Origin of the sequence: Mesorhizobium sp. M0500, from assembly GCF_040321165.1 — a bacterium.
In the GTDB taxonomy this organism is placed as follows: Bacteria; Pseudomonadota; Alphaproteobacteria; order Rhizobiales; family Rhizobiaceae; genus Mesorhizobium.
Map to the genome: position 1 here is coordinate 1 of NZ_JAMYRB010000019.1, position 22,147 is coordinate 22,147.

At 61.0% G+C, this 22,147-nt stretch carries 22 protein-coding genes; 14 read left to right on the top strand and 8 right to left on the bottom strand.

Annotation, left to right across the window (positions count from 1 at the left end):
- Window positions 1–714: 714 nt before the first annotated feature.
- Complete coding sequence (locus NKI70_RS25505; RefSeq protein ID WP_352658621.1) at window positions 715–1,179, top strand: Ros/MucR family transcriptional regulator; 465 nt, start codon at window positions 715–717, stop codon at window positions 1,177–1,179.
- 255 nt (window positions 1,180–1,434) lie between these two features.
- Here NKI70_RS25505 and NKI70_RS25510 read toward each other — a convergent pair whose 3' ends face one another.
- Entirely contained in the window at window positions 1,435–1,647 is a 213-nt protein-coding gene (locus tag NKI70_RS25510; RefSeq protein WP_027038889.1) for a cold-shock protein, read from the bottom strand.
- Between the two features lie 205 nt (window positions 1,648–1,852).
- Here NKI70_RS25510 and NKI70_RS25515 point away from each other — a divergent pair, with 205 nt between their 5' ends.
- Window positions 1,853–2,347: a hypothetical protein gene (locus NKI70_RS25515; protein WP_352725149.1), complete on the top strand. Its 495-nt coding sequence runs from the start codon at window positions 1,853–1,855 to the stop codon at window positions 2,345–2,347.
- A 90-nt stretch (window positions 2,348–2,437) separates the two neighbouring features.
- On the opposite strand, the gene NKI70_RS25520 is transcribed toward NKI70_RS25515, so the two are convergent.
- Window positions 2,438–3,337 carry a GGDEF domain-containing protein gene (locus NKI70_RS25520; RefSeq protein ID WP_352725151.1) on the bottom strand — a complete coding sequence of 300 codons (900 nt, stop codon included), beginning with the start codon at window positions 3,335–3,337 and terminating at the stop codon, window positions 2,438–2,440.
- 182 nt (window positions 3,338–3,519) lie between these two features.
- On the opposite strand from NKI70_RS25520, the gene bioB reads away from it, so the two are divergent.
- The 5 genes from bioB to bioZ are packed head-to-tail and all read left to right on the top strand — an operon-like array spanning window position 3,520 to window position 8,528.
- Window positions 3,520–4,506 (top strand): biotin synthase BioB, encoded by a 987-nt coding sequence (gene bioB, locus NKI70_RS25525; RefSeq protein WP_352725273.1) that lies wholly within the window; start codon window positions 3,520–3,522, stop codon window positions 4,504–4,506.
- Window positions 4,503–5,651 (top strand): 8-amino-7-oxononanoate synthase, encoded by a 1,149-nt coding sequence (locus NKI70_RS25530; protein WP_352725153.1) that lies wholly within the window; start codon window positions 4,503–4,505, stop codon window positions 5,649–5,651. Before bioB ends, NKI70_RS25530 begins: the two co-directional genes overlap by 4 nt.
- On the top strand, window positions 5,648–6,286 hold the full coding sequence (bioD, locus tag NKI70_RS25535) for a dethiobiotin synthase (RefSeq protein WP_352725155.1): 639 nt from the start codon (window positions 5,648–5,650) through the stop codon (window positions 6,284–6,286). Before NKI70_RS25530 ends, bioD begins: the two co-directional genes overlap by 4 nt.
- Window positions 6,283–7,548: an adenosylmethionine--8-amino-7-oxononanoate transaminase gene (locus NKI70_RS25540; RefSeq protein ID WP_352725157.1), complete on the top strand. Its 1,266-nt coding sequence runs from the start codon at window positions 6,283–6,285 to the stop codon at window positions 7,546–7,548. The genes bioD and NKI70_RS25540 overlap by 4 nt, the downstream gene beginning before the upstream one ends.
- A complete protein-coding gene (gene bioZ, locus NKI70_RS25545) occupies window positions 7,545–8,528 on the top strand; it encodes a 3-oxopimeloyl-[acyl-carrier-protein] synthase BioZ (protein WP_352725159.1) in 984 nt (327 codons plus the stop codon). Before NKI70_RS25540 ends, bioZ begins: the two co-directional genes overlap by 4 nt.
- 137 nt (window positions 8,529–8,665) lie before the next feature.
- Here bioZ and panC read toward each other — a convergent pair whose 3' ends face one another.
- Window positions 8,666–9,556 carry a pantoate--beta-alanine ligase gene (gene panC / locus NKI70_RS25550; protein WP_352725274.1) on the bottom strand — a complete coding sequence of 297 codons (891 nt, stop codon included), beginning with the start codon at window positions 9,554–9,556 and terminating at the stop codon, window positions 8,666–8,668.
- A gap of 16 nt (window positions 9,557–9,572) precedes the next feature.
- Window positions 9,573–10,397, bottom strand: a complete 825-nt coding sequence (panB, locus tag NKI70_RS25555; RefSeq protein WP_352725161.1) for a 3-methyl-2-oxobutanoate hydroxymethyltransferase — start codon at window positions 10,395–10,397, stop codon at window positions 9,573–9,575.
- A gap of 335 nt (window positions 10,398–10,732) precedes the next feature.
- Between panB and NKI70_RS25560 the strand changes: the two genes are divergently transcribed.
- The 6 genes from NKI70_RS25560 to NKI70_RS25585 all read left to right on the top strand — a co-directional run bounded on the left by NKI70_RS25560 (window position 10,733) and on the right by NKI70_RS25585 (window position 17,130).
- Window positions 10,733–11,698, top strand: a complete 966-nt coding sequence (locus tag NKI70_RS25560) for an NUDIX hydrolase (RefSeq protein ID WP_352725163.1) — start codon at window positions 10,733–10,735, stop codon at window positions 11,696–11,698.
- Between the two features lie 65 nt (window positions 11,699–11,763).
- The gene (gene nadA / locus NKI70_RS25565) at window positions 11,764–12,738 is read left to right on the top strand and encodes a quinolinate synthase NadA (RefSeq protein WP_352725165.1); all 975 of its coding nucleotides are present in this window, start codon (window positions 11,764–11,766) and stop codon (window positions 12,736–12,738) included.
- Window positions 12,735–14,276: an L-aspartate oxidase gene (locus tag NKI70_RS25570; RefSeq protein WP_352725167.1), complete on the top strand. Its 1,542-nt coding sequence runs from the start codon at window positions 12,735–12,737 to the stop codon at window positions 14,274–14,276. The genes nadA and NKI70_RS25570 overlap by 4 nt, the downstream gene beginning before the upstream one ends.
- Window positions 14,276–15,157, top strand: a complete 882-nt coding sequence (gene nadC, locus NKI70_RS25575; RefSeq protein ID WP_352725169.1) for a carboxylating nicotinate-nucleotide diphosphorylase — start codon at window positions 14,276–14,278, stop codon at window positions 15,155–15,157. Before NKI70_RS25570 ends, nadC begins: the two co-directional genes overlap by 1 nt.
- A 52-nt stretch (window positions 15,158–15,209) precedes the next feature.
- Complete coding sequence (locus NKI70_RS25580; protein ID WP_352725171.1) at window positions 15,210–15,410, top strand: hypothetical protein; 201 nt, start codon at window positions 15,210–15,212, stop codon at window positions 15,408–15,410.
- Between the two features lie 244 nt (window positions 15,411–15,654).
- On the top strand, window positions 15,655–17,130 hold the full coding sequence (locus NKI70_RS25585) for an NAD-dependent succinate-semialdehyde dehydrogenase (RefSeq protein ID WP_352725276.1): 1,476 nt from the start codon (window positions 15,655–15,657) through the stop codon (window positions 17,128–17,130).
- A 281-nt stretch (window positions 17,131–17,411) separates the two neighbouring features.
- On the opposite strand, the gene NKI70_RS25590 is transcribed toward NKI70_RS25585, so the two are convergent.
- From NKI70_RS25590 to NKI70_RS25605, 4 genes are read right to left on the bottom strand one after another with little or no spacing between them, the layout of a single operon-like run.
- On the bottom strand, window positions 17,412–18,998 hold the full coding sequence (locus NKI70_RS25590) for an E2 ligase fold family C protein (RefSeq protein ID WP_352725173.1): 1,587 nt from the start codon (window positions 18,996–18,998) through the stop codon (window positions 17,412–17,414).
- Window positions 18,999–19,002: 4 nt separating this feature from the next.
- Complete coding sequence (locus NKI70_RS25595; RefSeq protein WP_352725174.1) at window positions 19,003–19,443, bottom strand: Mov34/MPN/PAD-1 family protein; 441 nt, start codon at window positions 19,441–19,443, stop codon at window positions 19,003–19,005.
- A 44-nt stretch (window positions 19,444–19,487) separates the two neighbouring features.
- On the bottom strand, window positions 19,488–20,108 hold the full coding sequence (locus NKI70_RS25600) for a putative metal-binding protein (protein WP_352688818.1): 621 nt from the start codon (window positions 20,106–20,108) through the stop codon (window positions 19,488–19,490).
- Window positions 20,105–20,410 carry a DUF2604 domain-containing protein gene (locus NKI70_RS25605; RefSeq protein WP_352725175.1) on the bottom strand — a complete coding sequence of 102 codons (306 nt, stop codon included), beginning with the start codon at window positions 20,408–20,410 and terminating at the stop codon, window positions 20,105–20,107. The genes NKI70_RS25600 and NKI70_RS25605 overlap by 4 nt, the downstream gene beginning before the upstream one ends.
- Window positions 20,411–20,929: 519 nt before the next feature.
- On the opposite strand from NKI70_RS25605, the gene NKI70_RS25610 reads away from it, so the two are divergent.
- Complete coding sequence (locus tag NKI70_RS25610; RefSeq protein WP_352725177.1) at window positions 20,930–21,937, top strand: phosphotransferase enzyme family protein; 1,008 nt, start codon at window positions 20,930–20,932, stop codon at window positions 21,935–21,937.
- The last annotated feature ends 210 nt before the right edge of the window (window positions 21,938–22,147 follow it).

Sequence of the window (22,147 nt, forward strand, 5' to 3'; positions counted from 1 at the left end):
TCACCATGGGCTTCCATCCTTCGAAAGCCCGGCTTCCAAGTCAATTCTGCTTGTTCATCCCGTCCGGTCCGAGGGGCGCACTCCAGACTGAAGTCCAAATTGATCGTAGCCCTCGATGGCTTCCAAAGTGACTGGGGAGCAGAGCTTCAGCCATCGCAGTGGTGACCGGGATTTGTGCAGCTGGCAGCAAGCAACGGGTCCTGCCGCCGGGGGAACACCCGCCTTTCATCTGCTTGACTCGACAACCGTCAGGAGGAGAGTCGGCTTCTCGATGAGACCGAGATCTCGCGTGCATGAACTGGCCAAATCGGATACCTACGACGTGCAGACCAGCCTTTCCGGTAAGCAATCGAAGAACCGTCAATTCTTCCACAATACGCGACCGACGTCGTCGGGCGACCCCACCAGCGCAGTACTAGACACTGCACGCCGCGCCGCTGCTTAAGGGGGACCGCCTCGAAACCAAATTTGTGCTGTGGTACCCGGCGGGGGGCGTGGAAATTGTTTACGATTATCCCCTCCTCATCGAGTGGAGAGCAGCGGCCGCTCGATCAGGACCGGGTCTGACCACCGGATCAATACGCGCGCAAAGTCAGGATGTAGCTGTCTATCGCAGCACGCAAAGTCCTGTCGGAGAATTATTGCTTCCACCGACAACCACCACTATGAAGCAACACTTCGCCGACCCTCTTTCAAGCTACCCCGGAGAGTTTCATGGCAGAAGATGCCGACAACACAATCGACGCCCTCATCGAGCTCACCGCTGATGTGGTCTCAGCCTATGTCTCCAACAATCCGGTCCCGGTGGGCGATCTCCCTGCCCTGATCGGCCAAGTGCACGCAGCACTGAAAGGCACGGCCGGAAGCGTCTCCGCAGCAGAGCCGGAGGCTCTCAAGCCTGCAGTCCCGATCAAGAAATCGGTGACACCGGACTACATCATCTCCCTTGAGGACGGTAAGAAATTCAAGTCGCTGAAGCGCCATCTGTCGACCCAGCACGGGCTGACGCCGGATGAATATCGCGCCAAATGGGGTCTGCCGGCGGATTATCCCATGGTCGCGCCGAACTACGCTGCCACGCGCTCGGCGTTGGCCAAGACGATGGGGCTCGGCCGCAAACCGAAAGAGCCGGAAGCGCCTGAGCCGACGAAGCGGAGCCGCAAGAAGGTCTCAGCCTGATCGCCGATCGAGCTTCGCCGTCGACGTAAGTGTGCTGCGCCTTTCCCGCATCCGTTTTTTCGGACCCAAGACAGAGAGTAAGGCCAGGTATTCGGGCCAACGCACATCCAAAAGCCTGGGTTGCTAAGCCAACTCGCACCCCTTGGCAGCCATCTGTTGCCAAAGGGTGAGGTTAGCCATGTGCTATCGCTCGTATCGAACGGTCGGCCGGCCATCCCGGCCTGCCGCGTCCGTCCGGCTCTTAAGGGAGTGAGATCAACCAGCTTTGCTGAGATTGCCCGCGGAGGACTTGCCAGTCCGGCGGTCCTGTTCAATCTCGTAGTTGATCTTCTGCCCATCAGCTAGGGTCGAGAGGCCCGCTCGTTCGACAGCGGAAATGTGGACGAAAACATCCTGACCACCATTGTCGGGCTGGATGAATCCAAATCCCTTGGTGCTGTTGAACCACTTCACGGTGCCGGTCGCCATATCTACGTATTCCTTCGTAACAATTGCAGTGTGGCCTGGCCGTTGTGCCAGGCCGGTTCAGATCAAGGCATTGGAATTAGACGCAGCAAAGAAAAAATTGCAAGACCAACCCGGCATTCTCGGATGGCGTCACGACCGGTCAGTTAAAGACAACATCGCGACCCTGCGCAATTGCTGGGCAGCCGTTTGCCGGGTACGTCGGCCAATGAGCGGCTATCAACCGAGCATCCCGCGTGGCGGAACTGGATTGAAAGCAGCGAGTGGCTGCCGATCCGTGGTCATCGTTCCCCATGAACTCGAGTTAGGCGATCTATCTCGCCGACAGGGTGCTGGCAGAAGGGCGGCGCGGCGCGGCTTCATCACCGTTGACTTGCCGCGGCCGCGCGAGCGCAGCGAAAGCCGGTTTGTGCGCTATCGCGAGGGGAGGGATTGCGCGAGTTCGGCCTGCATTGAGCAAGCTGTCAACTCGCCAGCATTTGTCGGCTGGCAGGGCCGGAAGCTCAAAGGCCATCAAAACGGCACTGACCTTCAGTCGGTGTTTACCATTCGCTTCTATCTTTCGCGTAGCGGCAAGGTTCTGAGTACCGCACATAAAGGCCTGCTCCAGACAATGGAGCGGGCTTTTTTGTGTCACTTGGGAGACGGACACCAACAAATGCCGTCTACTGGAAAACGGTCCGCAAGGCTGTGCGGCTTGTGATGTGGCTGGGGCTGTTCGTGCAGATGGGCAGGCCGAAAGCAGGCCCCATCAGGCAACACTCTGCCCGCGTCAGGCTGGGCCTAAACTGGGTTATGGCGTCACGGCCCGCAATTTGGCCGATTCATAGTCGAACGAAACACGATTTCGTCCACGCTGTTTCGCTTCAAAAAGGCAGCGTCCGGCGGTGCGAAGGACGTCTTGAGCATCTGCATCGGGAGAGATTTCCGCGCCGCCGATGCTGACAGTCACTTTCACGCCGTCCTGTTGGCCTTTCGCCATCGGGCCCGCCTCGATAAGACGGCGTATGTTTTCCGCAATTGTACCTGCCTGCTCTTTACGCGCGCTGCGTAACAACACCCCAAACTCTTCTCCGCCAAGACGACCGATCGAGTCTCCCGGGCGTGTCAGATAAACGAGCGCCTTTGCAATTCGAACCAAAGCCTCGTCACCCTTGGAATGGCCGTGTTGGTCGTTTATCATGGAAAAGTGATCCGGATCGATTAGGAGCAGTGTGTCGCATTCACCTTCGTCACGCTTTCTGTCCATCCTTGCGATAAATTCACCGCGACTGAGAAGGCCTGTCATCGGGTCGTGACTGGATACGAAGGTGAGCCTGTCGTGCGCCTCTCTCAGGGCTGTGTATGATTTCTCCAACTTGTCACATGTTTCCTGGATCGTTTCAGCCTGGGTGAAAATGAAGGCGCTGACTGGCATTCCGATCAGAATGGGTATGAAGGTGCATTCCACCCAACTCAGCCAGTCGATCGGCATCTGCAGGCCAAGTCTTGCCGTGAACGACAGCCCGAAAGTCGCGACGACTGCAACTATCGTCACCACTATAGATTTGCCCAGAATACGTTTGCCGCGCGGCGTCATATTGTTGCTATAGACAATCCGGCTGAATGACATGTTACCAGCTTGATTAGGATTTTTCTCGATACACCGGCGAGGAGCCGAACCCGCGCGGTCCTCAAGGGCCAGGTCGAGCAAAAGCGCCCGCGTCCTGCCGACACTTCGCCTCGGTCGGTTCTTGGGCCGATTGTGCCGGCTGCGAGGGAAATGACATTTTGACCCGCAGTGAATTTCAGATTTCGGCTGGAAAAACCAGCCGCCTGCTGTAAACAGCGCGGGCCTGCTCACGGATAGGGGAAATCATGACGCTTGTTTCGCCCATGGAAGGTTCGACCGCAGATAGGGGAGCTGCCAGAAGCCGCCGCCTGTGGAGCCAAGCCGAAGCCCGCGCCCTCTACGAGTCTCCCTTCAACGAACTGCTGTTTCGCGCACATTGCGTCCACCGTGCGAACTTTGATCCCAACCGCGTTCAGCTCAGCCGGCTGCTGAGCATCAAGACCGGCGGCTGCCCCGAGGATTGTGGCTATTGCAGCCAGTCCGCGCACCACAATTCCGGACTGAAGGCCTCGAAGTTGATGGCGGTCGAACGCGTCATCGAGGAAGCCCGCAAGGCGCGCGTTGCGGGGGCGACGCGCTATTGCATGGGCGCGGCGTGGCGCAGCCCCAAGGCGCGCGACATGGATGTCGTGGCCGCCATGGTCGAAGGGGTTAAGGCGCTCGGCATGGAAACCTGCATGACGCTAGGCATGCTCGATATTGAGCAGGCGCAGCAGCTAAAAGCAGCGGGCCTCGACTACTACAATCACAACATCGATACGTCCGAGCGCTATTACGGCGAAGTCATCACGACGCGCTCGTTCGCCGACCGGCTCGAGACCTTGGCCAATGTTCGCGACAGCGGCATCAAAGTCTGCTGCGGCGGCATTGTCGGCATGGGCGAGGAACTGGTCGATCGCGTGGACATGCTGGTGACGCTCGCCAACCTCCCCGAGCCGCCCGACAGCGTCCCGATCAACATGCTGATCCCGATTGAAGGCACGCCGCTTGGTCATGAGCGGCCGATAGAGCCGATCGAATTCGTCCGCACCATTGCGCTCGCCCGTATCCTGATGCCGCAATCTTATGTGCGCCTGTCGGCCGGCCGCACGGCAATGAGCGAGGAAATGCAGGCGCTGTGCTTCTTTGCCGGCGCCAATTCCGTCTTTGTCGGCGATACGCTGCTGACGGCGGACAACCCGAGTGAGGATAAGGACACTGCGCTGTTTCGCAAGCTCGGCATTGAACCGATGGAGCTTTCCACCCGGTGAGCGCAGGGGGCTTGCTCGACCGCTACGAGACGACGCTAAGTGGGCTCGCGCGCAAGAACCGTTTGCGCGCGCTGTCGCCGCGGGCCGGCCTTGATTTCGCCTCCAATGATTATCTCGGACTGGCTGCCTCGCCGCGCCTGGCCAAAGCCGTCGCAGCAGCACTCGCAGCCGGCACTCCGATCGGCGCTACGGGGTCTCGCCTGTTGCGCGGCAATGGGCCCGAGCACGAGACCCTCGAAGCCGAGGCGGCACGTTTCTTCGGTGCCGAACGTGCGCTTTTCTTCAGTGGGGGCTATGTCGCCAATTTCGCCATCCTGACGACCCTTCCGCAAAAGGGCGACCTCATCGTCCTCGACACACTCATCCATGCCAGCGCCCACGAGGGCGCGCGGACGGGCCGGGCGGCGGTCGTGGAGGCGCCCCACAACGACGTCGGCGGCTTCGAAGACACCATCTTGGCGTGGCGGCGTTTGGGCGGCACGGGTCGCCCCTGGATCGTGGTCGAGAGCCTCTATTCCATGGACGGCGACCGCGCGCCCTTGGCCGATCTGGCAGCGCTTGCCGACCGTCACCAAGCCTTCCTGCTGATCGACGAGGCCCATGCCACCGGTGTCTATGGTCCCGACGGGCGCGGCCTTGCGCACGATCTCGAAGGCCGCGACAACGTCATCGTGTTGCACACTTGCGGCAAGGCGCTTGGCGCCTCCGGTGCGCTGGTGACCGGACCCAAGGTAATGAGCGACTATCTCATCAACCGTTGCCGGCCCTTCATCTATGCGACCGCCCCTTCGCCGCTGATGGCGGTGGCTGCAACCGAGGCGCTCGCCATCCTGCGTGACGAGCCCGAGCGCCGCGATCGTTTGGCAGCAGTCGTCGCCTTCGCCGGCCGGGAGATCGAAGCCTGCTGCGGAATGGCGCCGAGCGGCTCGCAGATCCTGCCGGTGATCGTCGGCGCCAACGCCCGCGCCATGGCGCTCGCCAACGTGCTGCAGGCGCGCGGTTTCGATGTTCGCGGTATCCGCCCGCCGACGGTGACCGAGGGCACAGCTCGGCTCAGGATTTCGCTGACGCTCAATGTCGAGCAGGCCGACGTCGCTGCGATGATTGAGGCGTTGGCGCAGGAATGGGAGCGGATGGCGGAATGAGTAAAACCTTTGTCATCACCGGGACGGACACCGGCATCGGCAAGACGATTGTTGCGGCTGGTCTGACCGGTCTGCTCAATGGCGCTTACTGGAAGCCCGTGCAGTCGGGCCTCGACGGCGAAACCGATACCCAGACGGTCGCGAGGCTTGCTGAGCTGCCCCCAGAGCGGATCGTCCCGGAAGCCTGGCGGCTGGTGCGACCGCTCTCGCCACATCGCGCTGCCGAACTCGATGGCGTTTTGATCGATCCCGACCGCCTCGTTCTGCCCGTAACGGCGCGCCCGCTGATCGTCGAGGCAGCCGGCGGTCTCATGGTGCCGCTCAACCGCAACTTCCTGTTCATCGATGTGTTCGCCCGCTGGCGCGCGCCGGTCGTGCTTTGTGCGCGCACGGCTCTCGGCACGATCAACCACACGCTTCTCTCGATCGAGGCGCTGCGCCGCCGCGACATTCCGCTTTTGGGCGTCGCATTCATCGGCGACCCTATGCCCGACACCGAATGCACCATCGCTGCGATCGGCAAGGTGCGTGTGCTTGGCCGCTTGCCTTTCCTCGATTCGCTGCGGCCCGACACTCTCCTGTCGGCCATGGCAGCGCATTTCGACATGGTGCCTTTTCAGCAGGCCAGCATATGAGCCGCTCAGCCGTCTGGCATCCCTTTACCCAGCACGCCGTTGAACCGGCCCTGCCGAAGGTCATCCGGACCGAAGGGGCCTACCTGCAGACGCATGACGGAAAGCGCATCCTCGACGCGATATCCTCATGGTGGGTGGTGACCCACGGGCATCGCCATCCGGCGATCGTCGAGGCGATCCGCTCAACTGCCGAAACGCTCGACCAGATCATATTTGCTGGTCTCACCCACGCGCCGGCCGAAGAGCTGGCCAGCGCGCTCATCGGCCTGGCGCCGAAGGGTCTGGACTGGGTCTTCTATTCCGACAGCGGCTCGACCAGTGTCGAAGTGGCGCTCAAAATGGCGCTCGGCTGTTTCCGCAACATCGGCGCGCCGCGCTCGCGTATCGTTGTGATGCAATCGAGCTATCACGGCGACACCATCGGGGCGATGAGCGTCGGCGCCCGCGGCGTCTTCAACGCCGCCTACGAACCGCTGCTCTTCGACGTCGACACCATCCCTTTCCCTGCCGAGGGATGCGAACAGGAAACGCTCGACGCCTTCGAAGCGTTCAGCCGTGATCGCAAGGCGGCGGCGCTGATCGTCGAACCGCTGGTCCTCGGCGCAGGCGGCATGCGGATGTATTCGCCAAAAATCCTGGCCGAATTGAAACGTATCGCCGAGGCCTCCGGGACGCTGTTCATCGCCGATGAGGTGATGACCGGCTGGGGCCGGACCGGTACCCTGTTTGCCTGTGAGCAGGCAGCTATTGCGCCCGACATATTGTGCACCTCCAAAGGGCTGACCGGTGGCGCGATCCCGCTTGCCGCCACGCTCGCCACCGACGCCATTTTTCGCGCGTATTATTCCCCGGACCGCAGCCGCACCTTCTTTCATTCGAGCTCCTACACCGCCAATCCGATCGCCTGCGCGGCCGCACTTGCCAACATCGCTATCTGGCGCGATGAGCCGGTCATCGAGCGCGTCACAACACTATCGCGACTGCAAGCCGAAGGGGCTCGCCGCTTTGCAGGCGATCCCCGCTTCGCCGATGTCCGGGTGACCGGCACGATTGCCGCCTTTGAACTGGCGGTCGCCAGCTCCGGCTACCTGGCTGAAATCGGCCCGAAGCTGCGCGCTTTCTTCCTTGAGCGCGATCTCCTGGTACGCCCGCTCGGCAATGTGATTTATCTCCTGCCGCCCTATTGCGTAAGCGCCAGCGAGCTTGGTCGCCTGCATGATGCGATCGACGAGGCCGCCGACCTTGTTGGGCAAGCCGGATGATCCGAGGCGCGAAAATCGTTGGGTTCGGCCACCACGCGCCGGCGCGGGTCGTGCCGAATGCCGAGATCGAGGCCTCGCTTGACCTGGAGGCCGGCTGGATCGAGAGGCGGACCGGCATCCGGTCACGCCGCTGGGCAGAGCCTTCCGACACCTTGTCGGGCCTGGCCGGGAAGGCGGGCGATATGGCGCTGGACATGGCCGGCATCGACCGGGCCGCCATCGGCCTTTTGCTGCTGGCAACATCGACGCCCGATCATCTGCTGCCGCCGAGCGCGCCGCTGGTCGCGCACCGTCTCGGCCTTGCTCATGCCGGCGCGGTCGATCTTGCCGGCGCCTGCGCCGGTTTCGTCTATGCGCTTACCTTCGCCGACGCCTTCGTGCGCACCCACGGCAAGCCGGCGATGGTCATTGCCGCCAATATCCTGAGCCGCCGCATCAACCCGGCCGAACGCGCCAGCGCGGTGCTGTTCGCCGACGCCGCGGGCGCCCTCGTCCTGGCCCCGTCACCCGACCCGCATCACGGCGTCCTCGGCGCCTCGCTGGATTCCGACGGATCCGGTTACGGCCTGATTCAGATCCCGGCGGGCGGCAGCAGCCGGCCGTTTGGCGGAGATTTCGACATAGCCGAAACCCGCATGACAATCGCCGATGGACGCGCCGTGTTCGCCAAGGCAGTCGAGATGATGGCGCGCTGTTCGGTCGAGGCGCTTGAAGTAGCGAACGTTTCAGCTCGGTCCGTGGATCGGTTTGTTCCACACCAGGCCAACGCCCGCATTCTCGACGCCGTCGCCGACAAGCTCGATATTGGCCCTGAGAAGGTGGTGAGAAGCATTGCAGAGTTCGGCAATTCCTCTGCCGCGACAATTGCGCTGTCGCTGTCCCTCTCCCATCAGGCCAACCCGCTTGCGCCGGGCGAAAGGCTTCTGCTCGCTGCGGCCGGCGCCGGGCTTACCGGCGGCGCACTCGTGATCGGCGTCTAGGGGGCAGCAGCTCAGGCGCCCACTGCGAGGATCGTTGCCGACAGGCTGCACGGCATCCATGGCCCAGATGCGGCAGCGCCCGGCGTGACCAGAACCCTGGAGGCGCTCCTTGCTTGCTGGGAGAGGAGCGAAGAACATCACGCTGCGGCGGCGGCCTGCACGAAACCTTGTACCGAGCCTGGCGACCACACCTCGACATTGTCGATCAGCCGCGTCTGGCCAAGCCAGGCGGCGACGAGCAGTCGCGCCGGTCGGTTGGGGATGGCGATGATGGCGAGGTCCTCGTCCGCGCGCAGCTCAAGATACTCGACCTGCGAAAATCCTGCAGCGATGATGGCCTGTCGTGCTTCAACGAGCACGCGATCGATGCAGTGGTCGCGGTTCAGCCGTCGGGCTGTCTCAAACAGGATTTTGGCCAGGCGGGGTGCTGCGCTCCGTTCAGCGGCCGACAGCCGCGCGTTGCGCGACGACATCGCCAAGCCGTCCTCCTCACGCACCGTGGGGCACGCGATGATGTCGATCGGGATGTCGAGATCGCGCACAAGCCGGCGCACCACATGCAGTTGCTGGAAATCCTTCTCGCCAAAGAATGCCAGATCGGCACCGGTCTGGAGAAAAAGCTTCGTAACAACTGTACCCACCCCGTCGAAATGGCCAGGCCGGAACGCGCCGCAAAGCCCCTCGCTCACCGCACTCACCGAAACCGTCGTGGCAAAGCCTTGCGGATATACATCTGCCGCATCCGGCGCGTAAAGGATGTGGGCGCCGAGCGGCGCCAGTTTGGCGGCATCATCATACTCGGTTCGCGGATAGGCGATCAGATCCGCCGGGCTATTGAACTGCTTGGGGTTGACAAAGAGCGTGACGATTACCCGATCGGCCTTTGCGAGGGCGGCACGCACAAGGCTGAGGTGACCCTCGTGGAGAGCTCCCATGGTCGGTACGACCGCCACCTTCAAACCATCCCGGTGCCACACGGCTACTATGCTGCGCAGTTCAGCAACTGTCCGAATAATGGGAATGCCCACCTTGGATCTCCTCTTTTCAGGTCTTCGGCTCGTTCCCGAACACGTGTTCTGCCGCTGGAAAGCGGCGCTCACGAACGTCATGCGAATAAGCCGAGACTGCCGCGGAAGCCGCCTCGCCCAGCTCGGCGTATCGCTTGACGAATTTTGGACGAAAGGCGCCGAACAGGCCCAGCATATCGTCAACGACGAGGATCTGGCCGTCGCAGGCCGGCGAGGCGCCAATGCCGATGGTCGGGATCGCGATCTCCTGCGTGATCCGCCGCGCCAGGGCTTCAGGTGTCTTCTCCAGCACGACCGCGAAGGCGCCTGCTTCGGCCACCGCGACCGCATCATGCTGGATGCGGTCAGCATCGTCGCCCCGCCCCTGGACGCGGTAGCCGCCGAGTGCATTCACAGCCTGCGGCGTCAGCCCGACATGAGCCATCACCGGCACGCCACGCGCAGCAAGAAAGCGTATCGTCGCGGCCATGCTTTCGCCGCCTTCAAGCTTGACCGCCGCGCAGCCAGTTTGCGCCATCACGCGAGCAGCATTGCGAAAAGCCTGTTCAGGACTTTCCTCATAGGAGCCGAACGGCATGTCGACGACCATCAGCGCCCGTTCGAGGCCCCGCCGCACCGCCTGGCCGTGCAGGATCATCATTTCGAGCGTGACGCCGAGCGTCGAAGGCAGGCCGTGAAGCACCATGCCGACGCTGTCACCGACAAGCACGACATCGCAGTGAGCATCGACCAGTTGTGCAATGGGCGTTGTATAGGCAGTCAGACAGACCAGCGGCGTCCCACCCTTGCGTGCCGCAATGTCCGGTGGGGTCAAGGCCCTGATTGCTCGCGTTGCGCTCACCGACTTCCCTCACGTAACGTCAACCCGAAGCCATCTGCCACAAATTTGTGCAGATGCGAAGAAGAAATTGCAGTGCACAATAATTTGCTGACTATTTATTCCGCAAGCTGCGACGCCGCTTCGAATGCACGAGTGCGAAAGCGGGCTCTTAATCTCGCGCCCAGTCCACTTCCCTTGCGTCACTGCCGGGCGGCTTCGCGTTTGCGACACTCTTGTGTAGACCGAAGGTCTAGGCCTTTACGGAGAGTGTGGTGTTGACAGGCTAAAGGGGCTGCTACACGCTGGTTAAATCGATTGAGAAGCTTCTCACGGAATTCTGCCCAACCCAGGCAACCATGGACGATCGCCCAAAAGCAACACGCAATGGTAGGGCCGCCGCAAAGGCCAAGCAAGTCGAAGCGGAGCTGATTGCCGTTGTCGTGTCCGTCAATGACGGTGAACCAGCGGTCCTCACCATCGGGGAGGCGGATTGCTTACCCTCGGGGCCGTTCGCGCTGGAGCATCGATCGCTGCAGTCAGGTCTAAGGGCGTGGGTCGAGAAGCAGACTGGTCATCCCCTCGGCTATATTGAGCAGCTCTATACGTTCGCTGACGGCGACCGCGCCGACGGGCGTCAGCAGCGCGTCATTTCCATCAGCTATCTCGCTTTGACCCGGAAGGAACATGCCACCGGCGCATCCACCTGCGCCTGGCGGAGCTGGTACGATTATTTTCCGTGGGAGGACCACCGCCTCGGAACACCGAAACTGATTGCGGATGTTCTGAAGCCGCGTCTGCTTGCCTGGGCGGCCGATGCCGAGCAAACCGCGACGCGCAGTGAGCGGCGGCGGCGGGTTGCCATTGCTTTCGGGCTCGAGGAGCGCTCCTGGAATGAAGAGTTGGCGCTCAAGCGCTATGAGCTGCTTTACGAGGCGGGTCTGGTGACAGAGGCCACCCGCGACCGTCGTTCGGTCGCATCCGACTCAACAGCCGGAACCGCAATGATTGCCGACCATCGCCGCATCTTGGCGACCGGCCTTGCCCGCTTGCGCTCGAAGATCAAATACCGGCCAGTCGTCTTCGAGCTGATGCCGCCGGTGTTTACGCTGCTACAGCTGCAACGGACCGTGGAAGCCCTGGCAGGCCGGCTGATCAACAAGCCCAACTTTCGCCGATTGATCGAGCAGCAAGAGCTGGTCGAGGAGACTGGGAAGATGTCCCTGGATACGGGCGGGCGGCCGGCCAAGCTCTATCAGTTCCGCCGTGCCGTGCTCGACGAAACTGCCGTTGCGGGGACAAAATTGCCTCTGGCCCGGGGTTGACACGCTTATAGTCAGCCTAGATATATGCCGCTTATAGTCAAACAGATTATAAACGGGAGGCGCCGGTGAGTGGCACGCAACCTTCGGCCGCGTCCCTGTATCAGCGTGTGCAGCGCATCATCCCCCCAGTGGAATGGGCAGCTTTCAGCGACGACATCGAGGCTATTCTCGAGCTCAAGCGCGAGCGCAACGCCGTCATCCTGGCGCACAACTATCAAACACCGGAGATTTTTCACTGCGTAGCCGATATCGTCGGCGACAGCCTGGCGCTGGCCCGCAAGGCAATGACCGTCGATGCAGACGTCATCGTGCTGGCCGGCGTGCATTTCATGGCTGAGACTGCGAAGCTGCTCAATCCGGACAAGACGGTGCTCATTCCGGATCTTGGCGCCGGCTGCTCGCTGGCTGACTCGATCGCGGCGAACGATGTGCGGCTGATGCGGCAACGCTATCCTGGCGTGCCGGTCGTGACCTACGTCAACACGTCCGCTGCCGTGAAGGCCGAGTCGGACATCTGCTGCACCTCCGGCAACGCTTTGGCTGTGGTGGAGTCGCTTGGCGTTGAGCGGGTGATCATGTTGCCCGATGAATACCTGGCCAGGAACATCGCGGCACAGACTTCGGTCGAGATCATCGCCTGGAACGGTCATTGCGAAGTGCATGAGCGCTTCACGCCAGCCGACATTCGCGAGCTGCGGGATGCCTACCCTGGCGTTACCGTGCTTGCCCATCCTGAATGCCCGCCGGAAGTTGTCGCGGTTGCCGATTTCGCCGGCTCGACGGCGGCGATGTCGGACTATGTCGGACGGCACAAGCCTGCGCGCGTCGTGTTGATGACCGAATGCTCGATGAGCGACAACGTCGCCATCGAGCACCCCGACGTCCAGTTCGTGCGCCCCTGCAATCTCTGTCCGCACATGAAGCGCATCACGCTCGCCAACATTCGCACGGCGCTGGAAGAAACCCGCCACATCGTCACCATCGACCCTCGAGTTGTTGATCGGGCCCGGCGCGCTGTCGAGCGGATGCTTGCCGTATGACGCCAGAGGTCGGCGACATCAGGGGAGCGCCCGTGATCATCGGCGCTGGCGTTGCCGGGCTGATGACCGCGCTTCATCTGGCGCCGCATCCCGTTTACCTTCTGTCCCCGACGCGGCTCGGGACAGAAGCCTCCAGCGCGCTCGCACAAGGCGGGCTGGCGGCAAGCCTCGGCGCTGACGACAGTCCAGACCTCCATCTTGCAGACACGCTGGCTGCAGGTGATGGCCTCTGCGACGAGAGTGTGGTGAGATGCGTTTTGAGTGCGGCAGACCGAGCCATCGAGAATTTGATGGACCTGGGCGTCGCCTTCGACTGCACGTCCGACGGGACACTGCGGCTCGGGCTCGAGGCAGCGCATTGCCGTCGCCGGATCGTCCATGCCGGGGGTGACTCTACGGGCCGCGAGCTTGTACGCGCGCTCATCATCGCTGTGAGGCGAACGCCTTCGATCACAATTCTGGAAGGCATAGAAGCCCGCCGGCTCATTGTGGAAAATGGTGCGGTCAGCGGCGTTGTGGCGGCAAAAGGTGGACAGGCGATTATATTTCCGACGCGCCGCGTGGTTCTTGCGAGCGGCGGTATCGGCGCCCTGTTCAGAGACACGACCAATCCGGCCAGCTCATTCGGGCACGGCCTGGCGCTCGCCGCATGCGCCGGTGCAGAACTCGCCGATCTGGAATTCATCCAGTTCCACCCGACCGCGCTCGACATTTCGCAGCGGCCGATGCCATTGGTGAGCGAAGCGATCCGCGGCGAAGGCGCAGTGCTGATCGACGAGTGCGGTCGACGCTTTCTTTCCGATACGCCTGGCGGCGAACTCGCATCACGCGATGTCGTGGCGCGTGCCGTGTGGCACCAGCTTGCCACCGAACATCGCGTTTACCTTGATGCCCGGCAGTGCCTCGGCCAGAAGTTCGCCAAGCGCTTCCCGGCTGTTGCCCGGCATTGCCGGGAGGTCGGGATCGATCCTGCCGTCGAGCCCATCCCGGTGCGCCCGGCGGCGCACTATCATATGGGCGGCGTGGCCGTGGATGACGCGGGCCGCAGCTCCGTGCCGGGTTTGTGGGCGTGCGGCGAGGTTGCCTGCACCGGTCTGCACGGCGCCAACCGGCTTGCCAGCAACTCGCTGACCGAGGCCGTGACAACCTCGTTATGGGTCGCCGAAAGTGTAGCTGCCGCTCCTGCTGGCTGGCAGTGGCCAAGGCCTATCGCGACGGCACCCCTGCGACCCGATCCCACCTCCATTCGCCACGTGGTCACAAATGGACTGGGCGTTATCCGACACGGGGAAGCATTATCCGAGACGGTCGAAACGCTACTGCCAATCGCGGCGGGTAACACTGCTGCATCCGATCCTGCCTTGATCGCGGTGATGATCGCCGTTGCGGCACTTCGGCGCGAGGAAAGCCGCGGCTCGCATTACAGGTCGGATTTCCCCACACGCAGCGCGCAAGCCCGGTCTTCACGCTTGACCCTTGCCTCAGCAATGACAGTTGCGGCCGAACTTAGCCTGCGACCCGCGGAACGGAGTGCCTGATGACGTCACCTCCACCTCTTCCGGGTATCGTAATCGAACCTATCGTGCGTAGCGCTCTTCTTGAGGATCTGGGCAAAGCCGGCGATCTTACCAGCGATGCCATTGTGCCTTTTGACTGCAGGGCCACCTTTGCGTTCAGAGCACGGCAGTCTGGCGTTCTCGCTGGGCTTGATCTGGTAGCCTACGCTTTCATGCTTGTTGATCCGTCGATCGACATAAATTTTGGACGCCTGGACGGCAGCAAGGTCGCGGCGGGCGAGACCATTGCAACGGTGAGTGGACCGGCGCGTGGGATGCTTGCAGCCGAGCGTACAGCGCTCAATTTTCTGTGCCATCTCAGCGGTATTGCGACGGCAACAGCCGAGATCGTTGAGGCGGTGCGCGGCCAAAAGGCAAGGATCGTGTGCACGCGAAAGACAACGCCCGGCCTGCGCGCGCTGGAAAAATACGCCGTGCGCGCCGGCGGCGGCGCCAACCACCGCTTCGGGCTCGACGACGCCGTGCTCATCAAGGACAATCACATTGCCATTGCCGGCGACGTCCGCACGGCCATTGAACGGGCGCGCGCCGCCGTCGGCCACATGGTTAAGGTCGAGGTCGAGGTCGACACACTGGACCAGCTCGAGATCGCGCTGTCCGCCGGGGTCGACGCCATCCTGCTGGACAACATGTCCGTCCAGCAACTCACTCGGGCGGTGGCAATGATCGACGGCCGCGCGACCACCGAGGCCTCGGGGCGCATAACGCCGGCAACGGCACCAGCCGTAGCGGCAACCGGGGTCGACCTCATTTCTATTGGGTGGCTTACGCACAGCGCGCCAATCCTCGACATCGGCATGGATGTGCCGGTCGAAGCATGCATCCAGAAGCATCTAAACTGATGAGAGCGCGTTCAATCAAGGTGGGGTCAATTGTGGCGGCAGGGTTCGTGCTATGAAAAAGAAGGGACTGGTTAGCAACCGTGTCGAGGCACTTGCCTTCATCAGTGCCAATCTCAAAGAACTGCATCTTGTGGCAGCCTCTCACAAACTGCACTTGCTGGGATACCTTCTTGGGATGGCCTACATCGAATCGTACGATATGGTCCGCAAGGAACGCTCTTATCGTCAGAGCAAGATCGTAGATCAGGGATAGCGCCGCGCTGCGAACTGAGCCCTGCGGCAGCTTCAGCTCACACGATCCAACCTTGAGCGGTTTGGCCGTAACGATCAGTTGGAGTATTTGACCGCGCGGCAGGCTCACTTTGTCTGCGTGGTTGCGATGCCTGTATAGAGTGGAATCGAGTGGGTCTAGTGGCACTTCACCGAGGCCCTATGCGAAGCTGAGGCGCGCGAATAAACCCAAATACGTCGCGTTAACCGCATCGAGGAGATACGCGTTGCCCCTATACGAGCCACTGCTTCGCCACCTGAAGTCGCGCGAGCTGTTCGGAGCCATTGACCGGGTGCCGGCTCTTGGCACCCCAGCAAGTGAGCGGACCTTCGAGGTATCAAACCCTTCGACCGGCGAGGTGCTGGCGGAATTGCCCGACATGGGTGTTGAGGAGACGCGCGCGGCGATCGACAAAGCCTACGTGGCGCAACCTGAATGGGCTGCACTGACAGCTCGCGAACGCAGCGACATTCTCTGGCGCTGGCATCAACTGATCGTCGACCACACCGACGATCTCGCTGCGATTCTCACTGCGGAGATGGGCAAGCCGCTAGCCGAAGCGAAGTCTGAGGTGGCGCATGCTGCCGCGTATCTGCAATGGTACGCCGAAGAGGCCAATCGCATCTACGGCGAGACGATCTCGGCGCCCTCTGCAGACCGTCGCATGCTGGTTATCAAACAGCCGATCGGCGTTGTTGGTACGATTACGCCCTGGAACTTTCCGGCTTCAATGGTTGCGCGCAAGATTTCGCCGGCTCTCGCCGCCGGCTGCACTATTGTGCTCAAACCTGCTGAACAGACGCCCCTGGTGGCAGGTGCAATGTTTGCTCTTGCCCATCTTGCCGGCTTTCCCGAAGGCGTCGTCAACCTCATCTACGCCTCCGAAGGCGATACGGTCGGCCGCGAACTCTGCTCGAACGCCAAGGTCCGCAAGATCAGTTTCACCGGTTCGACCGAGGTCGGCCGATTGCTCATGCGCCAGTGCTCGGACCAGATAAAGAAAGTCGGTCTAGAGTTAGGTGGCAATGCGCCTTTCATCGTCTTTGATGATGCCGACGTCGATGCTGCCGTCGAGGGCGCGATCCAGGCCAAGTTTCGCAATGCCGGCCAGACCTGCGTTTCCGCCAACCGGCTTTACGTCCAGTCGGGCGTTCATGACGAATTCGTCGCCAAATTCGTGGAGCGTGTCCGTGAGCTTCAGGTCGGCGACGGCTTCGATCCAGGTGTCGCCATCGGTCCGCTGATCGACGGGCATGCACTGGCCAAGATCGAACTTCACATTGCAGATGTCCTCGCCAAGGGCGGCGCGATCCGATTTGGCGGCGGCCGCATCGGCAGCGATGGCAACTTTTTCCAGCCGACGATCCTCAGCAACGTCTCAAGGGAAATGATCGTGGCGCAAGAAGAGACCTTTGGACCCTTGGCGCCGATCATCCGCTTCGAGGATGCCGATCAGGCCGTGCGTGAGGCCAACGATACGATCTACGGCCTCGCCGCCTACTTCTATGCTTCGAACCTGAAGCGTGTCTGGCGTGTGGCCGAGGCGCTGGAATTTGGCATGGTGGGGATCAACACGGGACGCATGTCCTCAGAAGCCGCGCCTTTTGGTGGGATAAAACAGTCCGGCATCGGGCGGGAAGGTTCCCGCCACGGCCTCGAAGACTATCTTGAAATGAAGTACCTCTGCATGGGCGGCATCTGAGGCGGCGTGGACCTGCGCAGGGTGTAGTTGAATGCGTAAGACCCGTTCCGCGATCGAGGTCTCCGGGCCGCCTTTACATGACCTGGAGCACAAATCCATGACATGAAACGACGGGCTACTGGGGTTCGAGTTCGACCCAAGTGTCAGCTCCCCGCCCCAATGCACACATTGAGCAGACTATAGCCGCATTGGACATTCGAGAGCATTGGGTGCGCGAGGCGGCACGCGAATGTTGCCGCTGGCAAGTAGCGGGCCTGATCTATGTCCATCGCTGGGCAACGTCACAAACGGGGGCGTCGTCGACCTCCGCTTCCAAACGGATCACCTTTCGGCGAAGCCATCTCCGTCTGTGCCTCGTACTTCGCTCGGTACACGTCCAGGTAGTCCGCATCCTGACAAATGCAGCGCCCCAACGGATCCTTCTTACGACGCTCCGTGATCACGTCACTGGGCATCTTGCGCAACAGATTGAGTTTGGCAGTGGTCCAATCGGGCGCATTGCCTGTGGCCTGCTTGACGATTTCCCCGGCCAGCATGATGCCCGCCATTGCCGACTGGAAGGCCAACGGAACCTCGACACGTACGGGTTTGCTCCCAGCCGTAAGGTCGAACACGATCCCGCCACAGATGGCGCCCTGGTAAAGGCTTCGCAAGGGCTGGCCAACGAAGGGAAGGAGCGGCTCAACGGGAATCGTCAGCCGGCTGGCGATCTGTCGCATCAAGTCCATGCTAACGGGGGCACCGTTGTGAAGCATAGGCCGCACAATATCCATTTTCCGATCCTCAAGACCGAGCGCTTCGGCAATAAGCTGGTCATCGTCAGGGACGGCTCCGTTCGGCAGGTAGAGGCATGCAAGGCATGCCATCTCCCCCTCAAAGCCGTGATGCGACACTCCAAGATCTCCGCGCTGCGTCCACGAGTTGATCGTCCAGCGAGGCAGCGTGCCTTGTAATGCAATTCGATCAGCCGTCGTATCGAGTGCGATCGCCACATGCTGCATGGAGCGCATTGCTGGCAACGTCTGCCATCTCCTGCTGTGCCCCTCAACGGCAAGATCCGGTCGAGCATTCAGGTATCGCCGGGCAAGCTTCACCTTGCTCTGGCCAATATCCCGCTCAAGCGCGAGCACGTAACGCTGAAGATTACCTTGGTCAACCAGCTCTCCGTCAACCACCTGCAAATACCCCTGTAAGTGGGGAACGCGGGAAAGCGCCCAGATTGCGCCGTTCCCAATTGCCCCTAGGCCAAGAAGAAACAAGTTGTCCAGCAAGATGACGTCGGCAAGTGGCGGATTGGAGCGCGAGCCGGGAGCATAGTCGAACAAGGAGAACATGACGGCCTGATCGACGGTCGCACCGCTGACCTGTTTACTGAATATCTGTCGAAACAGGTTCGATGCAGCAATACATGCGGCAGCACCCGCCCCGAACGTGTTGTGGCTGTTGCCGGAACCGACAGGCCGTTCCGCGGAGAACTTTACAATCCAACCGTCAGAGCCCAGGAACAACTTAGGGCAGGACGCCTCCGGGATTGTCGAACCGACGACTAGACAATGCGAAAGGGGCGATGACCCGCGGCGGGCGATCGTGATGCGTTCGTTGATTGACCGTGCCAGCGAGGCCAGGCTCTTGGCTAGCTTTCTCGCTTCCTCTCCCGCGGGCAAGAGACAGATGGTGGGATAGAGCCGCGACACCAATCTGATCAGGAGATCGAGCGACGCTCTGCCCTCGGTCGAGCAGGCCTGCTGATCGAACCCAATTCCAATTACAAGGCCATTGAGCAGCCCCTCGAAGTCCTTAGCGTCAAAACCTTGGAGGACTTGCGACGCTGCGGTTGCGGCTCGACCGAAATACTTCGCTACTGCCATGATCTCAATCCACGATATCGATCAGATGATTCACCACAGGCTGCGGGACTGCTACCCAGTCGCCCGCTCTGTCGAGCCGATAAACGGCGGTCTGCGAGAGATTTACCGGGCCTCTGGCAAAGTCCGGCACGACCAGGGAAAGCGAGCCAACCGCTGTCGCTAACGCGTTCTCGTCGTCGGTATCGGAATGGTACGCGTCAGTGGGGTGGCTGTGAATCTGTGCGAGTATGCGCAGGCCGTTATCGAAGAGCCACACGTTTATGCGATGCAACTCGGCCCCATCGACGTAGACGCCGACACCCGACGCATTCCGAATAAGGCGTTGTTGAGGAATAAGCGCCCGCTCCACGGTCGCGATTTTGGCTGCGACCGTCCCTACCCAAAGGCCCAGCCCCTCATATCCAGAACGGCCTACGACTGCCAGATGCGCATGCACATCGTTCACCGCTGCACGCGGGACGATGAAGCGCTCGACAGCAGCGAGACCACTTACCTTGGCAGGGCTGCTAGGTTGATTTGAAAGCCCGCGAAGCTCATCTGCTGAATCTGATAATTGATCGTCTGAATGGGGTTGATGCCGCTCGCCCAGATTTGTTCCAGAATAAAATGCAAGGAGCCTTCGCCAGAGCGACGATGCAACAGCCATGAGTCACCTGTATGGGCTGGGTGATCGTGATATTCCTTGACCCCGGGCAGACACAGGAAAGGAATCTCGTCGGGGCCGTGAGCCTGAAGCAGCGGTTGAACGGGTAGCCGCTGTTGTTGCGCCAGACTGGCTATGGTCTCGGGCGACGCATCGTCAAGGCCATCGAGACGCATCATCTGAAAGCCAAGGCTTTTCATTGGCAGCGCGCTCCCGGTGGACGGATCAACGAATTTCACCGACGGAGGCATCAGGTCGTAGTTCGTGAAGTCCAGGCGCACTGCGCACACCAGCGGCCGAGGCGTGACCTTCACCGCAGCAAACAGCACCAATACACTGGGGAAGGTAGCCTCCAGAAGGAACCAACCCCGCCGACGGTAAGTGTCTTCTAGCTGCCGGTATCGTGCGATCTCGCGCTCAAACTTGCGTCGAGAGACCGCCTCATCGACGATCTGATTCTCAGTCAACCCGCTGCACCAGCCTTGAGGCTGAGGAAGAGCTTTTGGCCGGCAGCAATACCGATCTCCTCGATCTTCTTGCTCGCGTCCAGAACCGCGCCGCCCTCATCTTTGAGTTCCCAATTTTCAGGGGGCTGTCCTACGTTGCCTGAATCCGTAAGTGCCTTGGCGATGATCGTATGAAGGGGCGCGTTAACGTTGGCTTCGACAGAAACCGGCTCGCCATTCACAATGATGGTCAAGTTTATTTTGTTTTTTGAGCCGGTCTGTTGACCGGTAGTCTCAGGGGCAGTCTTCGGAGCCTTCGCCATTGTTTACGTCCCTCAATCCGCGAATCAACTAAGCACAGCCTCAAATTAGCCGAATCGAAACCCAAGTAAACCGCAGTCTTTGCCCTTCTAACCCCAGAACAACGGTTTCACAGCCTTAAGGCCGGCGGAGACGGCCGGGCGCGGCCGAGATCGCCGGTTTAGAAACAACGGGCAAGGCCGAATTCGGTGTCGTTCACGAGCAAGGCCTCTTCCTCGGCTTCGAACTTGAACTCCGGTGCGATCGGCCGAAGACCTCTTCCTCAGGGAGCGCATCTTGGCGCCGCGTTGGCGATCACCATCGGCTGCAAGAACGAACCGCCAAGCGCATGGCGCTTTCCGCCGGCAACGATTTTGCCGCCTTTTCATCTCGACCTGCGACTTTCCTAACTGTCCTTCGCAGTGCTATGACGCGTCGTGCTGTTCTCGGAACGTCTGACGCGGCTTCCATGCGTTCTCATCGCGCTTTCCCGGATTATCATTATTGGGCGTGAGCGGCGTTATATTGGAGCGCCGAGCCGGATGACGGCTTCGGATTTTGTCACGTCCGGATCGAACGTGTATTTGACGCCCATGATTGATATCGACAAGGATTGGCTCTCTTCCAAATACTCGCTCGGTTTTGACGCCATTGAACTGGTCGTTGACGGCGTTAACCGGACCTATCGGGCACGTGCGGGGCAGAAGTATTTCTATTTACGGCTCTACCGCGCATCGGGAAGGCCCCTTTCGCACATCATTGCCGAGGTAACCCTGCTGACGCAGTTTCCGGACCGCGCGGATGTGGGTGTAAGCCGACCTGTCGCCACGGCCGACAGATCCGCCCATATCCTTGAATTGGCATGTGGTGGTGGCCTTCGTCATGCCTGCCTTTTCGAAAGTGTCGAAGGGGACACGATCGAGCTTACACCTGCTGGTATGGTGCAGTTCGGAGCGTCCATCGCGCACCTGCACCTGGCTATGCCAACGGCCATTGGCGGAGACATCCGAAGCCTTGAGCCGATAGCGATAGTCCAAGATACGTTGCTGGCACTTTCTCCCATCCTTGAGAGCCGCGAAGTCTCGGGAGTGATTGAGCACGACTACCTGGCACGCTTGCGGCGATCTGAGTTGCACTCCCTTCCAGCCGGCCTGTGTCACGGCGATGCCTGGACAGGCAATACTCGCGTTCACCAGGGGAAGGTCCACTTTTTCGATTTTGACGATTTTGGACACGGCCCTCTTGTTCTCGATCTCGGCACGGCGGCATGGCACTTAACGCGCGCCGAAAGTCCACATTCCGGTGACATGGTCGCTTCACTGATATCCGGATATGAAAGGGTCCGCCCGTTGTCGAAGATTGAGCTAGAGGTGCTGCCGCTTTTCATAGTCCTTGCTGAAGTCCGCTCGCTGCTTTTTCTCGCCCGGTATTGTGCGTTGACCGATGACTTGTGGGCTGAAACGTTTCAAGCGGCGATGGACGTATTCGCGCTGTCGCAGCACCCTCCTGAAAACTATCGCGCCGTGGAATTTGGATCGCATAATGGCTAATTAGAGCTGCGGTCGTGTGGACGCTTGGCGCGAATGGATTGCCTAGTGGTCATGTAAGAACGCAAGGGCGCCGGTACGGCCCGGAAGCCCGTGCTCGCCCTCCGATTGGGCGATTGTCGTTATCCTCCTGCTGGATCTGCACAAGCGTCAGCATCTCGCCCGTCAGCACCCTGCGATCAGCTAGAACATCTCCAACTCGATCTTGTAATT

What these genes read in the sequence shown, in the direction of transcription:
- NKI70_RS25505 (WP_352658621.1), top strand. Translation starts at nt 715, where the DNA reads ATGGCAGAAGATGCCGACAACACAATCGACGCCCTCATCGAGCTCACC.
- NKI70_RS25510 (WP_027038889.1), bottom strand. Translation starts at nt 1,647, where the DNA reads ATGGCGACCGGCACCGTGAAGTGGTTCAACAGCACCAAGGGATTTGGA.
- NKI70_RS25515 (WP_352725149.1), top strand. Translation starts at nt 1,853, where the DNA reads ATGAGCGGCTATCAACCGAGCATCCCGCGTGGCGGAACTGGATTGAAA.
- bioB (WP_352725273.1), top strand. Translation starts at nt 3,520, where the DNA reads ATGGAAGGTTCGACCGCAGATAGGGGAGCTGCCAGAAGCCGCCGCCTG.
- bioD (WP_352725155.1), top strand. Translation starts at nt 5,648, where the DNA reads ATGAGTAAAACCTTTGTCATCACCGGGACGGACACCGGCATCGGCAAG.
- NKI70_RS25540 (WP_352725157.1), top strand. Translation starts at nt 6,283, where the DNA reads ATGAGCCGCTCAGCCGTCTGGCATCCCTTTACCCAGCACGCCGTTGAA.
- bioZ (WP_352725159.1), top strand. Translation starts at nt 7,545, where the DNA reads ATGATCCGAGGCGCGAAAATCGTTGGGTTCGGCCACCACGCGCCGGCG.
- NKI70_RS25560 (WP_352725163.1), top strand. Translation starts at nt 10,733, where the DNA reads ATGGACGATCGCCCAAAAGCAACACGCAATGGTAGGGCCGCCGCAAAG.
- NKI70_RS25570 (WP_352725167.1), top strand. Translation starts at nt 12,735, where the DNA reads ATGACGCCAGAGGTCGGCGACATCAGGGGAGCGCCCGTGATCATCGGC.
- nadC (WP_352725169.1), top strand. Translation starts at nt 14,276, where the DNA reads ATGACGTCACCTCCACCTCTTCCGGGTATCGTAATCGAACCTATCGTG.
- NKI70_RS25580 (WP_352725171.1), top strand. Translation starts at nt 15,210, where the DNA reads ATGAAAAAGAAGGGACTGGTTAGCAACCGTGTCGAGGCACTTGCCTTC.
- NKI70_RS25590 (WP_352725173.1), bottom strand. Translation starts at nt 18,998, where the DNA reads ATGGCAGTAGCGAAGTATTTCGGTCGAGCCGCAACCGCAGCGTCGCAA.
- NKI70_RS25605 (WP_352725175.1), bottom strand. Translation starts at nt 20,410, where the DNA reads ATGGCGAAGGCTCCGAAGACTGCCCCTGAGACTACCGGTCAACAGACC.
- NKI70_RS25610 (WP_352725177.1), top strand. Translation starts at nt 20,930, where the DNA reads ATGACGGCTTCGGATTTTGTCACGTCCGGATCGAACGTGTATTTGACG.